The organism is Geodermatophilus sp. SYSU D01106 (assembly GCF_054049995.1).
Genome location: NZ_JBJGYM010000042.1, coordinates 1 through 14,064, shown reverse-complemented (window position 1 = coordinate 14,064; position 14,064 = coordinate 1). Strand labels below are relative to the sequence as shown.

Genomic DNA, 14,064 nt, shown 5'->3' with positions numbered 1-14,064 from the left:
GGCTCGAGCGCCTCGACCCCGGGCGCGCCCCCCGCGGCCCGCCCCCACCGCCCCGCCCCCCACCCCCCCGGCCGCCCCCCCCCCCCCCCCCCCCCCCCCCCCCCCCCCCCCCCCGCGCCCCTCCGGGAGGGCGAGCCGGGCTGGAACCCCGACCTCGACGGCGACGGCGACGGGGTCGGCTGCGAGTCCTGACCGGCGCGCTGGGCTACCCTGGACGACGGCACGAGCCCCGCCGAAGCCTCGGCATGCTCGCTCACATCAGCGACCCCGAGCCCCGCCCTCCCGGCGCGGGGCATCGACCCTGGAGCGACATGACCGCCTCTACCGGCACCCGTCCCCTGACCACCCCGAGCGGGGAGGCCGACTTCAAGGTCGCCGACCTCTCCCTGGCGCCGTTCGGCCGCAAGGAGATCCAGCTCGCCGAGCACGAGATGCCCGGACTGATGGCGCTGCGCGCCGAGTACGGCGACGAGCAGCCGCTGGCCGGCGCCCGCATCGCGGGCTCCCTGCACATGACCGTGCAGACCGCCGTCCTCATCGAGACCCTCGTCGCGCTCGGCGCCGACGTCCGCTGGGTCTCCTGCAACATCTTCTCCACCCAGGACCACGCGGCCGCCGCGATCGTCGTCGGCCCCGAGGGCACGGCCGAGGCGCCCGCCGGCGTCCCGGTCTTCGCCTGGAAGGGCGAGACGCTCGAGGAGTACTGGTGGTGCACCCAGCGCCTCTTCGAGTTCCGCGACGAGGCCGGCGACGTCGTCGGCCCGAACATGCTGCTCGACGACGGCGGCGACGCCACCCTGCTGGTGCACCTCGGCACCCGCTTCGAGGCCGACGGCGCCGTGCCCGACACCACCGAGGCCGACTCCGAGGAGTACGGCGTCATCCTCGACGTGCTGCGCGGCACCCTGGCCGCCGACGCCGGCTACTGGACCCGCATCGGGCAGGGCATCCAGGGCGTCACCGAGGAGACCACCACCGGCGTCATGCGCCTGTACGAGCTCGCCCGTGACGGCCGGCTGCTGTTCCCGGCGATCAACGTCAACGACTCGGTCACCAAGAGCAAGTTCGACAACCTCTACGGCTGCCGGCACTCGCTGATCGACGGCATCAACCGCGCCACCGACGTCATGATCGGCGGCAAGGTGGCCGTGGTCTGCGGCTACGGCGACGTCGGCAAGGGCTGCGCGGAGTCGCTGCGCGGCCAGGGCGCCCGGGTCATCGTCACCGAGATCGACCCGATCAACGCCCTGCAGGCGGCGATGCACGGCTACGAGGTGACCACGCTCGACGAGGTCATCGGCAAGGCCGACATCATCATCACGGCCACCGGCAACCGCGACATCATCACCGCCGAGCAGCTCGGGCAGACCAAGCACCAGGCGATCGTGGGCAACATCGGCCACTTCGACAACGAGATCGACGTGGCCGGCCTGGCCCGCACCCCGGGCATCACGCGGACGCAGATCAAGCCGCAGGTCGACGAGTGGCGGTTCGCCGACGGCCACACGATCATCCTGCTGTCGGAGGGCCGGCTGCTGAACCTCGGCAACGCCACCGGGCACCCGAGCTTCGTCATGAGCGCCTCGTTCTCCAACCAGGTGCTCGCCCAGATCGAGCTGTGGGCCAACCGCGCGGCGTACGAGGGCAAGGAGCCCACCGTCACCGTGCTGCCCAAGCGGCTCGACGAGCACGTGGCCCGGCTGCACCTCGACGCGCTCGGCGTGAAGCTCACCGAGCTGTCCAAGGTGCAGGCGGACTACATCGGCGTGCCGGTCGAGGGCCCGTACAAGAGCGAGCACTACCGCTACTGACGAAGGACCCCCTCGCCCCCCACGCCTCGCACGCTCGGCGCGGGACCCTGCGAGGGGGCCGTTCCCGTCCCTCGCCAGGGGGAACCTGGGGCTGATGGGGGCGCCGGACCGGGACTCTCCGGTCCGGCGCCGCCGTTATCGGCCCGTGACGTCGCAGAATGGGTCCGTGCCTCCGACCGCAGCGAACACCGGGCCCAGCCGCGGCCGCGTCCTCGTCGTCGACGACGACGCCGCCCTCGCCGAGATGCTCGGCATCGTGCTGCGGCGCGAGGGCTACGACCCCGCCTTCGTCTCCGACGGCAACCGCGCGGTGTCGGTGTTCCAGCAGACGCGCCCCGACATCGTCCTGCTCGACCTGATGCTGCCCGGCCGCAACGGCCTGCAGATCGCCCAGGACATCCGCGCCCAGTCCACCGTCCCGATCGTCATGCTCACCGCCAAGGGCGACACCATCGACGTCGTCCAGGGCCTCGAGGCCGGCGCCGACGACTACGTGACCAAGCCGTTCAAGCCCGTCGAGCTCGTCGCCCGGGTGCGCGCCCAGCTGCGCCGCGGGGAGACCGGCCAGGCCGAGTCCCTGGCGATCGGCGACGTGCAGATCGACGTCCCGGCCCACCAGGTGACCCGCGACGGCCAGCCGATCGCGCTCACCCCGCTGGAGTTCGACCTGCTGGTGGCCCTGGCCCGCAAGCCGCGCCAGGTGTTCACCCGCGAGCTGCTGCTCGAGCAGGTGTGGGGCTACCGCCACGCGGCCGACACCCGGCTGGTCAACGTCCACGTGCAGCGGCTGCGCGCCAAGATCGAGCGCGACCCGGAGAAGCCGGAGATCGTGCTGACCGTGCGCGGGGTGGGTTACAAGGCCGGCCCGCCGTGACCGCATGAGCACGACCGAGCGGGCCGCCGCACCGGCGGACGCCGAGGTCCTCGAGTCGCCCCGGTCGGCGGCGCGGCGCCGGCTGCCCCGGGACCTGCCGACCCTGCGGCGCGGCGTGCGCCGGCGGGCCGGGCGGGCGCGCCGGATCAGCCGTGCCCTGCTGGCCGCGGCGCTGTCGGCCTGGCGCTCGTCGCTGCACGTGCGGATCGGCGCGATCACGATGGTCGTCGCCGGCACCGTCGTCGTCATCGTCAGCCTGGTGCTGTTCAGCCAGATCCGCACCCAGCTGCTCACCGTCAAGCAGCAGGCGGCGATCGACCAGGTGCAGTCGGGCGTCTTCTACGCCCAGACCGAGGTGGTCGGCATCGCCGCCGGCGACGCCGCGAGCGTGCGCACCACGCTGGACCGCACCGTGCAGCAGCTGCTCACCCGGGGCGGGTCGGCCGGCGACTTCGACGTCGTCATGGTCTACCGGGCCGGCGAGACCGAGCGGCCGCCCGCGGTGAGCCAGCGCGGCATCTACCCGGCGCTGCCCGACGGGCTGCGCGCCGACGTGCGCGGCGGCGGGCAGTCCTACCAGTACGCGATGGTCCCCAACGCCGCCGGCCAGGAGCGTCCGACGCTGCTCGTCGGCTCCCCGGTGCCCGGCGGCGCGTCGTCGTCCGGGCAGATCGAGCTGTACTACGCCTTCCCCCTCGACCAGGAGGAGGAGACGCTCTCGCTGATCCGCAGCACCGTGGCGATCAGCGGCATCGCGCTCACCCTGTTCGTCGCCGGCATCGGCGTGCTCGTCACCCGGCTGGTCGTCGACCCGGTGCGCCGCGCGGCGGGCACCGCCCAGCGGCTGGCCGAGGGCCAGCTCGAGGAGCGGATGGCCGTGCGCGGCGAGGACGACCTCGCCCGGCTGGCCACCAGCTTCAACGCGATGGCCGACAGCCTGCAGCGGCAGATCACCCAGCTCGAGGGCCTCTCGCAGCTGCAGCAGCGGTTCACCTCCGACGTCAGCCACGAGCTGCGCACCCCGCTCACCACGGTGCAGATGGCCGCCGACGTGCTGCACGAGTCGCGGGAGGACTTCGCGCCGCACGTGGCGCGGTCGGCCGAGCTGCTGCACGAGGAGCTCGAGCGCTTCGAGCGGCTGCTGTCGGACCTGCTGGAGATCAGCCGCTACGACGCCGGCGCCGCCGTCCTGGACTGGGCGCCCACCGACCTCGCCGCCATCGTCGGCCGGGTCACCGACGGCATGTCCGCGCTGGCCGAGCGGCACGGCTGCGAGCTGCAGGTGACCTGCCCGCGCGACCCGGTGATCGCCGAGGTCGACGCCCGGCGGGTGGAGCGGATCCTGCGCAACCTCGTCGGCAACGCCATCGAGCACGGCAACGGCAAGCCGGTCGAGGTGACGCTCGCGGCCAACCGGACGGCGGCCGCGGTGACCGTCCGCGACCACGGGGTCGGCCTCACCTCCGCCGACGCCCAGCACGTGTTCGACCGGTTCTGGCGCGCCGACCCCTCCCGGGTGCGCACCGTCGGCGGCAGCGGCCTCGGCCTGTCGATCAGCCTGGAGGACGCGCGGCTGCACGGCGGCTGGCTGCAGGTGTGGGGACAGCCCGGCCTCGGCGCGCAGTTCCGGCTCACCGTCCCGCTGACGGCGGGCACCGACCTCACCAGTTCCCCGCTGCCGCTGCGGCCCACGATCGTGCGGCGCCCGGCCGGCGCGACGGCCCGGTCGGCCGCGCAGCCGGCGACCCGCCCGGCCCTCCCGGCGGTGTACCGGCCGTGACCCGACGCCGCGCCGTCCTCGCCGCGCTCGTGCTGGGGCTGCTGACCGCCTGCTCCACGGTGCCCACCGGCTCCCCGCCGGTGCAGATCACCGAGGCGCCCACCCGGCCGGCCGGCGAGGTCGGCATCGAGCCGGTCGGGCCCGCCGCCGGCGCCTCCCCGGAGGAGATCGTGCGCGGCTTCGTCGACGCCGCCGCCAGCAGCGTGCAGCGCCACCCCGTCGCCCGCGACCACCTCACCCCCGAGGCCGCGGCCTCCTGGTCCGACGAGTCGGGCATCACCCTCGTCGGCGCCGACTACGCCACGGTCACCGTCGAGGAGGGCACCGTCGCGCTGACCGGCGACCTGGTCGGCACGGTCGACCCGCGCGGGGTGTTCGAGGCCTCCGCCGGCCAGCCGTTCACCCACGAGTTCACGCTCACCGAGGTGGGCGGGCAGTGGCGGATCGCCAACCCGCCCGACGGCCTGGTCATGCTCGTGCCCGACTTCGAGCGGCTCTACGACGACCTCGCCGCCTACTTCGTCGACCCGACCGGCCAGCGGGTCGTGCCCGACCGGCGCTACCTGCTCGGCGGCGGCGCCCAGCCGACGACGCTGGTGCAGCGCCTGCTCGACGGTCCCTCGCCCGCGCTGTCGGCGGGCGTGGGCAACGCCCTGTCGGGCGTGACGCTCACCCGGGCGGTCACCGTCTCGGGGGCCACCGTCACCGTCGACCTCGCGGGGCTCGACGACCTGCCGGCTCCCCAGCTGTCCACCCTCTGCGCGCAGCTGGTCTGGACCCTCGACCAGCTCGACGGCGTGAGCTCCGTGGAGATCACCAGCGGCGGCGACCCCCTCCCGCTCGACGGCGTCCCGACCGTGCAGCGCACCGACGACTGGGCCGGCTACAGCCCGGACTCCGTGCCCGCCGACGCCGCCGGCCACTACCTCGACGGCGGCCGGCTCATGACCGTCGACGGCCGCCCGGCGCCCGGGCCGGCGGGGGAGGGCGCCTACGGGCTGGCCTCCGCGGCGGTGGCGGCCGATGCGCGCACCAGCGCGCTGACGTCGATGGTCGGTGTCTCGGTGTCCGGGGGCACCGCCACCTTCCTGGCCGGCGACTACGGCCGGGAGCTCACGACGGTGTTCACCGCCGGGCGGCTCTCGGTGCCCACGGTCGCCGCGACCCGGCCGGAGTACTGGGTGGTCCGCGACGAGACGACCGTGGTGCGGGTGCCCGCCGGCGGCTCGCCGCAGCCGGTCAACGCGCCGACGCTGCCCCAGCAGGGACGGGCGACGGCGCTTCAGCTCTCGCCCGACGGCGTGCGGGCCGCGCTCGTCGTCGGCGCGGCCGACGGGTCCTCGCTGCTCGTGGGCACCGTCGTCCGCTCCGACGACGGCCCGGTCGCGCTGCGCGACCTGCGCGAGATCGCCCCGTCGCTGACCGGCGTCACCGACGTCGCCTGGCGCGACGCGGGCACCCTCGTCGTCCTCGCCGCCACCGGCGGGGAGGACGGCACCGTGCCCTACGAGGTCGGCGTCGACGGCTGGGGCCTCACCGAGGTGCCCACCGCGGGCCTGCCCAGCCAGCCGACCGCGGTGGCGGCCGCGCCGGGCCAGCAGCCGCTGGTCAGCGCGGGCGGGTCGGTCTGGGTGCTGGCGGGCGGCACGTGGGTGACGCTGGTGCGCGGGCAGCAGCCGGTGCCCGGCATCGAGCCCTTCTACCCCGTCTGAGTCCACAGATCGGGCGGCGCCCGCCCGCCAGGGCCGCGCCGGCCGGAGGGTGGCGGAGTGCGCGCGCTCGCGGCGGCCCTCGCCGACCTGGTGCTGCCGCGCACCTGCGCCGGCTGCGGCGTGCCTGGGCCGGTGCTGTGCCGCCGCTGCGCTCGGCTGCTCGCCCGCCCGCGAGAGGCAGCGCCGCGCCGCGTGCCGTGGGGGATGCCGCCGACCGTCGCGGCGGGCGCCTACGCCGGGCCGGTGCGCCCGGCGGTGGTGGCGTTCAAGGAGCGCGGCCGCGCGGAGCTGGCCGGGCCGCTCGGCGCCGCGCTGGCCCTCGCCGTCGCCGTGCACGCCACGCTGCTGCCCGGCCGCCCGGTGGTGCTCGTGCCGGTCCCGGCCACCCGGGCCGCGCTGCGCGAGCGAGGCCGTGACCACGTGCGGGAGCTGGCCGGCGCCGCCGTCGCGGAGTTGCGGGCCGCCGGGGTGGAGGCGGCCGAGGCGCGGCTGCTCGCCCGCGCCGGCCGGGTCCGCGACTCGGCCGGGCTGACGGTGGCGCAGCGCCGGGCCAACCTCGCCGGCACCTTCGCCGTCCGGGGTGCCGCGCCGCCCGGGGCGCTGCTCGTGGTGGTCGACGACGTCGTCACCAGCGGCACCACGCTCACCGCGGCGGCGGGCGTGCTGGCCGCGACACGCCCGGACGGCGACACGCCGGTGCTCGGTGCCGTCGTCGCCGCGACGCCGCGGCCGGTCCTCCCGCGCGTTCCCGCGGCGCCACCAGCGATCCCGTCCCGGGGCGCGCGCACCGGTCCCCGGCGCCCCGGCTGATCGACTGTCCCGGCCACGTGACAGCGACTAGCGTGCCATTGGTCACACCCGACGACCGGGAGGTCCTATGGAGATCGTGGTCCGTGGCCGCAACGTCGAGGTGCCGGAGCACTTCCGGCAGCACGTCGAGGACAAGGTCGGCCAGCTCGAGAGATTCGACGGCAAGCTGTCCCGCATCGACGTCGAGTTGTTCCACGAGAAGAACCCCCGCCAGTCCGCCAGCTGCCAGCGCGTCGAGATCACGCTGCGCGGCAAGGGACCCGTGGTCCGCGCCGAGGCCAGTGCGCCGGACTTCTACGCCGCGCTCGACCTGAGCTGCGGCAAGCTCGACAACCGCCTGCGCCGGGCCAACGACCGGCGCCGCGTGCACCACGGCCGGAGGACCCCGGCCAGCGTGCGCGTGGGCGGCGGCCCGGCCGACGCCGCGCCGCTGGCCACCCCCTCGCTCGGCCTCGCCGACGGCGCCCTCGACCGGTTCGCCGACAGCGAGCCGGCGGTCACCGACCTCGACGAGCACCTGCCGGGGCAGATCGTCCGGGAGAAGCACCACCCGGCCACCCCGATGACCGTCGACCAGGCCCTGCACGAGATGGAGCTCGTGGGGCACGACTTCTTCCTCTTCCACTGCGCCGACACCGGGCAGCCGACCGTCGTCTACCGGCGGCACGCCTTCGACTACGGCCTCATCCGGCTCGTCGACCAGCCGCTCGGCGCGGCCGCGTCCGCGGCGGCCCCGGCGGCCGAGCCCGCCGCCGTCCCGCGCTGACCCGGGGGCAGGGGCCCGGCATCCCGGGCCCCTGCCTCAGTCGGTCGCCAGCCGCCCGAACAGCACCGCGTCGGAGAAGCGGCCGTCGCGCAGCGGCAGGCAGCCGCGCACCACGCCCTCCTCGGTGAACCGGGCGCGCCGGGCGACCGCCTGCGAGGCGGCGTTGTCCACGTCGACGACGAGGTGCACCCGCGGCGCACCGTGCGCGAACGCCCAGCCGGCGAGGCCGGCGGCGACCTCGGCCGCGAAACCGCGGCGGCGCGCCCAGGGCGCCACCGAGTAGCCGATCTCGGGGCCCAGGTGGCGGGCGCCGCCGAGCAGCAGGCCGCCGGTGCCCACGAACCCGCCGTCGGCCTCGGCCACCACCGGCAGGCCGGTGCCCTCGGCGCGCTGCCGCAGCACCGTGTCCAGGAACGCGCGGGCGTCGTCCTCGGTGTAGGGGACCGGCGCCCCGGTGACCCAGCGCTGCGTCTCGGGGTCCTGCATCGCGCGGGTCACCGCGGCGGCGTCATCGGTGGTCGGCGGGCGCAGCACCAGGCGGGCGGTGCGCACCACCGCGGTGGTCAGGTCGGTGCCGGAGAGGTCCACCGGGTGATGGTCAGGCGTTGCCCAGCACCCGGTCGACCGAGATCTCGATGACGACCCGCGCCGGGTTCTCCCGCGGCTGCCGGTAGCGGCGGGCGTAGCGGGCCTCGGCGTCGGCGACCGACGCCGGGTCGTCGCGCACGACCGCCGCCCCCTCCAGGGTCAGCCAGCGCCGGCCGTCGACCTGGCAGACGGCCACCCGCGACTGCCCGGCCCGCACGTGCCGGGCCTTGGCCGACGTGCCGGAGGTGATCACCCGGGCCGTGGCGGTGTCCGGGTCGAAGGTGACGCCGACCGGCACGACGTGCGGGCTGCCGTCGGCGCGCAGCGTGGTGAGCGTGGCCAGGTGCCGCTCGGTGAGGAAGGTGAGCAGGTCCGGCGCGAGGTCGTGCGGGTCGTGGGCCACGCCGAGAGGTTAGGTCGCCGCGGCGGCGGGCACCGGCGGCCCGTGGAGCTGACCGGGGCGAAGGTGCTGGTGGCGGGCGCGACCGGGATGCTCGGCGGGGCGCTGGCCCGCGCGCTCGCCGACGCCGGGGCACGGGTGGCGCTCGCCGGGCGGGACGGCGTCCGGCTGGAGGCGCTGGCCGCGGAGCTCGGCGGTGCGCCCGCGTCCGCCGTGGACGCCGTCGACGTCGACGCCGTGCGGGCCGCGGTCGACGCCGCCGCGGGGGCGCTGGGTGGGCTCGACGCCGTCGTCGTCGCGTGGGGCGTGGTGGCCTTCGGCCCGGCCGCCGACGCCGACGACGCGGTCACCGAGGAGCTGTTCGCCGTCAACACGCTCGCGCCGATGAGCCTGGTCCGCGCCGCGCTACCCCACCTCGCCGACGGCGGGGCGGTGGTCCTGCTGTCGGCGGTCGTGGCCGACGCGCCGACCCTCGGCATGGCCGAGTACTCGGCGAGCAAGGCGGCGCTGTCGGCCTGGGCGTCGGTGCTGCGGCGCGAGCTGCGCGGCCGGTCGGTGGCCGTGCTGGACGTGCGCCCGCCGCACGTCGACACCGGCCTGGTCGACCGCGCCCTGGCCGGGACGCCGCCGCGGCTGCCCGCCGGGCACGACCGCGGCGAGGTGGTGGCCGCGGTGCTCGACGGCATGCGGCAGGGCGCGCGGGAGGTCGTCGTCGACCCGCGCGAGAGGCGCCTCGTCGTCCGCTGACCTGCGGATGGGCCGGGAGGGTACGTGCGGCGTCCCCGGCACGCCGGGTGGGCCGCCTACGCTGGGGTCGTGGTGTTCTCGAGGATCCTCCGGGCCGGAGAGGGAAAGCTCGTCCGTCGACTGGAGCGGATCGCCGACGCGATCGACTCCCTGTCCGACGACGTGGCCGACCTGACCGACGCCGAGCTGCGTGCCAAGACCGACGAGTTCAAGCAGCGCCACGAGGACGGCGAGACGCTCGACCAGCTGCTGCCCGAGGCGTTCGCCGTCGTCCGCGAGGCGGCCACCCGGACGCTGGGCCAGCGGCACTTCCGCGTCCAGCTCATGGGCGGGGCGGCGCTGCACCTGGGCAACATCGCCGAGATGCGCACCGGTGAGGGCAAGACCCTGACCGGCGTGCTGCCGGCCTACCTCAACGCCCTGTCCGGCAAGGGCGTGCACATCGTCACGGTCAACGACTACCTGGCCCGCCGCGACGCCGAGCAGATGGGCCGGGTGCACCGGTTCCTCGGCCTGTCGGTGGGCACGATCCTGTCGGGCGAGAAGCCGGCGCACCGCCGCGAGCAGTACGCCTGCGACATCACCTACGGCACGAACAACGAGTTCGGCTTCGACTACCTGCGCGACAACATGGCCTGGTCGAAGGCCGACCTCGTGCAGCGCGGGCACAACTACGCCATCGTCGACGAGGTCGACTCGATCCTCATCGACGAGGCGCGCACCCCGCTGATCATCAGCGGCCCGGCCGAGTCGGCGGGCAAGTGGTACGTCGAGTTCGCGCGGATCGTGCCGCTGATGAAGCGCGACGTGCACTACGAGGTGGAGGAGTCCAAGCGCACGGTCGCCGTCACCGAGGAGGGCGTCGAGTTCGTCGAGGACCAGATCGGCATCGACAACCTCTACGAGGCGGTCAACACGCCGCTGATCGGCTACCTGAACAACGCGCTGAAGGCCAAGGAGCTCTTCCACCGCGACCAGCAGTACATCGTCAGCAACGGCGAGGTGCTCATCGTCGACGAGTTCACCGGGCGCGTGCTGGCCGGCCGCCGCTACAACGAGGGCATGCACCAGGCCATCGAGGCCAAGGAGAAGGTGCAGATCAAGGACGAGAACCAGACGCTCGCCACGATCACCCTGCAGAACTACTTCCGGCTCTACGAGAAGCTCTCCGGGATGACCGGCACCGCCCAGACCGAGGCGGCCGAGCTCAACCAGACCTACAAGCTCGGCGTCGTGTCGATCCCGACGAACCGGCCGATGATCCGCGAGGACCGCTCCGACGTCATCTACAAGACGGAGAAGGCCAAGTTCGAGGCGGTCATCGACGACATCGCCGAGCGGAACGAGGCCGGCCAGCCGATCCTCGTGGGCACCGCGAGCGTGGAGAAGTCGGAGCTCCTGTCGAAGATGCTCGTGCGCCGCGGCATCCCGCACGAGGTCCTCAACGCCAAGAACCACGCGCGGGAGGCCGCGATCGTCGCCCTGGCCGGTCGGCTGGGCGCGGTCACCGTGGCCACCAACATGGCCGGTCGCGGCACCGACATCCAGCTCGGCGGCAACGCGGAGTTCCTCGCCGACGAGACGCTGCGGGCCCGCGGCCTGTCGCCGTCGGAGACCCCGGAGGAGTACGAGGCCGCCTGGGACGAGGCGCTGCAGGCCGCCAAGGACCAGGTGGAGAGCGAGCACGAGGAGGTCGTCGACGCCGGCGGCCTGTACGTGCTCGGCACCGAGCGGCACGAGAGCCGCCGCATCGACAACCAGCTGCGCGGCCGCTCCGGCCGGCAGGGCGACCCGGGGGAGTCGCGGTTCTACCTCTCCCTCGGCGACGACCTGATGCGCCGGTTCAACGGCCCGATGCTCGAGTCGATGATGACCACGCTGCGGGTCCCCGACGACCAGCCGATCGAGTCGAAGATGGTCACCCGGGCCATCCGCTCGGCGCAGACGCAGGTCGAGCAGCAGAACTTCGAGGTCCGCAAGGACGTCCTCAAGTACGACGAGGTCCTCAACCGGCAGCGCACCGTCATCTACGAGGAGCGCCGCAAGGTCCTCGACGGCGAGGACCTGCACGACCAGGTGCAGCACGTGCTCGACGAGGTCGTCGGCGCCTACGTCGACGGCGCCACCGAGACCGGCTACGCCGAGGACTGGGACCTCGAGGTCCTGTGGAACGGGCTCAAGGCGCTCTACCCCGTGGGCCTCGACCGCACCGAGCTGCTCGGCCGGGTGGCCGACGGCGAGCAGGCCGCGCTGACCGCCGACGTGCTCCGGCAGGAGCTGCTCGACGACGTCCACCGCGCCTACGAGGAGCGGGAGGCCGCGCTCGGCTCGGAGGTCATGCGCGAGCTCGAGCGGCGGGTGCTGCTGTCGGTCCTCGACCGCAAGTGGCGCGAGCACCTCTACGAGATGGACTACCTGCGGGCCGGCATCCACCTGCGCGCGATGGCCAACCGCGACCCGGTCGTGGAGTACCAGCGCGAGGGCTACGACATGTTCAACGCGATGCTCGACGGCATCAAGGAGGAGTCGGTCGGCTTCCTGTTCAACCTGGAGGTCAAGACCAAGGAGCAGCAGGAGGCCGAGGCGAGGGCCCAGCAGGCCGAGGCCGAGGCCAAGGCGCTGGCCGCCGCGCAGGAGGGCACCGCCCGCGTGCTCGCCCGCCAGCGCGCGCAGCAGGAGGCCGCCGCCCGCGAGGCGGCCGCGTCCGCCGCTGCCGCCCCGGCACCCGCTGCTCCGGCTCCCGCCGTGGACGGCGACGGCTCTGCCCCGGCTGCCCCGGCTGCCCCGGCCCCCGCTCCCGCCACCCCGGTGTCGGTGTCCAAGCCGTCGGCCAAGCCCGCCGCCCGCCGCTCCACCGGCGGCCCGGCGAACCGGCCGGCCGCGCGCACGACGCCGCCCGCACCGGCCCCCGAGGCCCCGTCGCCGTCGGGCACCGGCCCGCAGCTGGCGGTCAAGGGCCTCGACGAGCCGCGGCGGCCCCAGGAGGAGCTGAGCTACTCGGCGCCGTCGCTGGACGCCTCGCCCAAGGAGAGCGGCCCGGCCAAGGCGGCCAAGACCGCCACGGTCACCGGCACCAAGGAGCCGTCGCGCAACGCGCCGTGCCCCTGCGGCTCGGGCAAGAAGTACAAGGTCTGCCACGGAGCGGCCGGTCGCTGACCGCTCCCCGCAGCCGACGGCGCCCCGCCGACCTCCGTGGTCGGCGGGGCGCCGTCGTGTGCGGGGCGGTGCTCAGGCCGGGCGCGGTCCCGCCCGGCGCGCCCCGGCCCGCCGCCGGACGAGGACGACCGCGGTCGCGACCACGAGCAGCGGGAGGCCGAGCGCGGTGGAGGCGCTGCGGACCAGCGGCAGCGCGGAGGACGCCAGCGCGCCGGCCGACACGAGGCACGAGGCCCAGACCAGCGCCGCCGGGACGGTCCCGCGGAGCATCTCGGCGGGGCGCACCCCGGCCCGGGCGGCGACACGGGGGGCGAGCGTGCGCGCCCCGGCGACGAACTGGGCCGCGGCCGCCGCCCGCACCGGCCCACGGCCGACCGCCTCGACCCAGGGCGCGGTCAGCCGCTCGGCGAGGGCGCGCGCCCGCACGGGGAGCAGCCGGCCGAGCGGTCCCGCCGTCGGCAGCAGGGACCCCGGCCCGCCGCGGGCGGCGGCGTGGTGCCCCAGGGCCGCGCCCAGGACGGTGGCCCCCGCCGCCGTCAGCACGGCCGCCGCCGGGGGGAGCGCGCCGGCGCCGGCCAGCACGCCCAGCCCCAGGACCAGCGACGACGCCGGAATCACGACGCCGACCAGCAGGCCCGCCTCCGCCGTCAGGAGGACGGCGACGAGCACCGCCGTCCCGACGGCGGACGGGTCGGCAGCCCAGCCGCTCACCGGCCGGCGAGGCAGGGGTCGCCGGCGCGCACGGGCCGGGTGGCGGTGTAGACGACCGCCGGCGGCAGGTTGCGCCAGACGGTCGGCGACAGGTCGACGCTGCCGAAGTGCCGCCGCAGCCGCCGGTGCTGGCGCCGGCCGGGCGGCGCCCAGCGGGTCGCGCTGTAGGTGAACTGGGTGTGGGCACCGGACGGCGCCAGGCAGGCGGCGACGTCGGCGACCAGCGCGTCGCCCTCCGGACCGGCGAAGGCCTGCCACGGCAGGCCGCTGACGACGAGGTCGACCGGCCCGAGCCCCCGCTCGGCGAGGGCGCGGGCCAGGCCGGACGCGGGGCCGCGGACGACGTCGATGCCCGGGAAGCCGGCCTCGAGGTGGTCGGCCATGGCCGGGTTGAGCTCCAGGGCGAGGTAGCGCGCCGCGGGCGCCGCCGCGCGCAGGGCCGCGGTGAAGGACCCGGTGCCCGGCCCCAGCTCCACCACCACCGGCGGGCGGGCGGACGGCCGGCGCAGCGGGGCGACCATGCGCTCGGCCAGGGCGGGGGAGCTCGGCACCAGCGAGGCGGTGCGCAGCGGCGCGCGGGCGAACTCACGGACGAACAGGCCGGTGCCGGACGGGGGGGGGGGGGGGCGGGCGGGGGGGGGGGGGGGGGGGGGGGGGGGGGGGGGGGGGGGGGGGGGGGGGGGGGGGGGGGGGGGGGGGGGGGCGGGGG

General features: G+C 75.8%; 13 protein-coding genes. 9 read left to right on the top strand and 4 right to left on the bottom strand.

Going from position 1 to position 14,064, the window contains the following annotated elements:
* From ACI78R_RS23075 to hpf, 7 genes are all read left to right on the top strand, one after another.
* A partial coding sequence (locus ACI78R_RS23075) for an excalibur calcium-binding domain-containing protein (protein WP_457042428.1) occupies window positions 1-192 on the top strand: 192 nt, incomplete at its 5' end.
* A 119-nt stretch (window positions 193-311) separates the two neighbouring features.
* On the top strand, window positions 312-1,811 hold the full coding sequence (gene ahcY / locus ACI78R_RS23070) for an adenosylhomocysteinase (RefSeq protein WP_336027843.1): 1,500 nt from the start codon (window positions 312-314) through the stop codon (window positions 1,809-1,811).
* A gap of 166 nt (window positions 1,812-1,977) precedes the next feature.
* Window positions 1,978-2,685, top strand: a complete 708-nt coding sequence (gene mtrA, locus ACI78R_RS23065) for an MtrAB system response regulator MtrA (RefSeq protein WP_073421564.1) — start codon at window positions 1,978-1,980, stop codon at window positions 2,683-2,685.
* Between the two features lie 4 nt (window positions 2,686-2,689).
* Window positions 2,690-4,465 (top strand): MtrAB system histidine kinase MtrB, encoded by a 1,776-nt coding sequence (mtrB, locus tag ACI78R_RS23060; RefSeq protein WP_073421565.1) that lies wholly within the window; start codon window positions 2,690-2,692, stop codon window positions 4,463-4,465.
* Window positions 4,462-6,177, top strand: a complete 1,716-nt coding sequence (locus ACI78R_RS23055) for an LpqB family beta-propeller domain-containing protein (protein ID WP_457042427.1) — start codon at window positions 4,462-4,464, stop codon at window positions 6,175-6,177. Before mtrB ends, ACI78R_RS23055 begins: the two co-directional genes overlap by 4 nt.
* A 57-nt stretch (window positions 6,178-6,234) precedes the next feature.
* On the top strand, window positions 6,235-6,987 hold the full coding sequence (locus ACI78R_RS23050) for a ComF family protein (RefSeq protein WP_457042426.1): 753 nt from the start codon (window positions 6,235-6,237) through the stop codon (window positions 6,985-6,987).
* A gap of 67 nt (window positions 6,988-7,054) precedes the next feature.
* Window positions 7,055-7,753: a ribosome hibernation-promoting factor, HPF/YfiA family gene (hpf, locus tag ACI78R_RS23045; RefSeq protein WP_457042425.1), complete on the top strand. Its 699-nt coding sequence runs from the start codon at window positions 7,055-7,057 to the stop codon at window positions 7,751-7,753.
* 36 nt (window positions 7,754-7,789) lie between these two features.
* Here the strand turns inward: hpf and ACI78R_RS23040 are convergent, their stop codons facing one another.
* A complete protein-coding gene (locus tag ACI78R_RS23040; RefSeq protein WP_457042424.1) occupies window positions 7,790-8,341 on the bottom strand; it encodes a GNAT family N-acetyltransferase in 552 nt (183 codons plus the stop codon).
* 10 nt (window positions 8,342-8,351) lie between these two features.
* On the bottom strand, window positions 8,352-8,744 hold the full coding sequence (locus tag ACI78R_RS23035; protein WP_073421570.1) for a pyridoxamine 5'-phosphate oxidase family protein: 393 nt from the start codon (window positions 8,742-8,744) through the stop codon (window positions 8,352-8,354).
* A 42-nt stretch (window positions 8,745-8,786) separates the two neighbouring features.
* Between ACI78R_RS23035 and ACI78R_RS23030 the strand changes: the two genes are divergently transcribed.
* Window positions 8,787-9,488 carry an SDR family NAD(P)-dependent oxidoreductase gene (locus tag ACI78R_RS23030; protein ID WP_457042423.1) on the top strand — a complete coding sequence of 234 codons (702 nt, stop codon included), beginning with the start codon at window positions 8,787-8,789 and terminating at the stop codon, window positions 9,486-9,488.
* 69 nt (window positions 9,489-9,557) lie between these two features.
* Entirely contained in the window at window positions 9,558-12,644 is a 3,087-nt protein-coding gene (gene secA / locus ACI78R_RS23025) for a preprotein translocase subunit SecA (protein WP_457042422.1), read from the top strand.
* A gap of 72 nt (window positions 12,645-12,716) precedes the next feature.
* Here the strand turns inward: secA and ACI78R_RS23020 are convergent, their stop codons facing one another.
* On the bottom strand, window positions 12,717-13,355 hold the full coding sequence (locus ACI78R_RS23020) for a hypothetical protein (protein WP_457042421.1): 639 nt from the start codon (window positions 13,353-13,355) through the stop codon (window positions 12,717-12,719).
* Window positions 13,352-13,906, bottom strand: a complete 555-nt coding sequence (locus ACI78R_RS23015) for a class I SAM-dependent methyltransferase (RefSeq protein WP_457042420.1) — start codon at window positions 13,904-13,906, stop codon at window positions 13,352-13,354. The genes ACI78R_RS23020 and ACI78R_RS23015 overlap by 4 nt, the downstream gene beginning before the upstream one ends.
* Window positions 13,907-14,064: the final 158 nt, after the last annotated feature.

Coding starts and splice junctions, on each gene's coding strand:
- hpf (WP_457042425.1), top strand. CDS start 7,055: ATGGAGATCGTGGTCCGTGGCCGCAACGTCGAGGTGCCGGAGCACTTC.
- mtrB (WP_073421565.1), top strand. CDS start 2,690: ATGAGCACGACCGAGCGGGCCGCCGCACCGGCGGACGCCGAGGTCCTC.
- ahcY (WP_336027843.1), top strand. CDS start 312: ATGACCGCCTCTACCGGCACCCGTCCCCTGACCACCCCGAGCGGGGAG.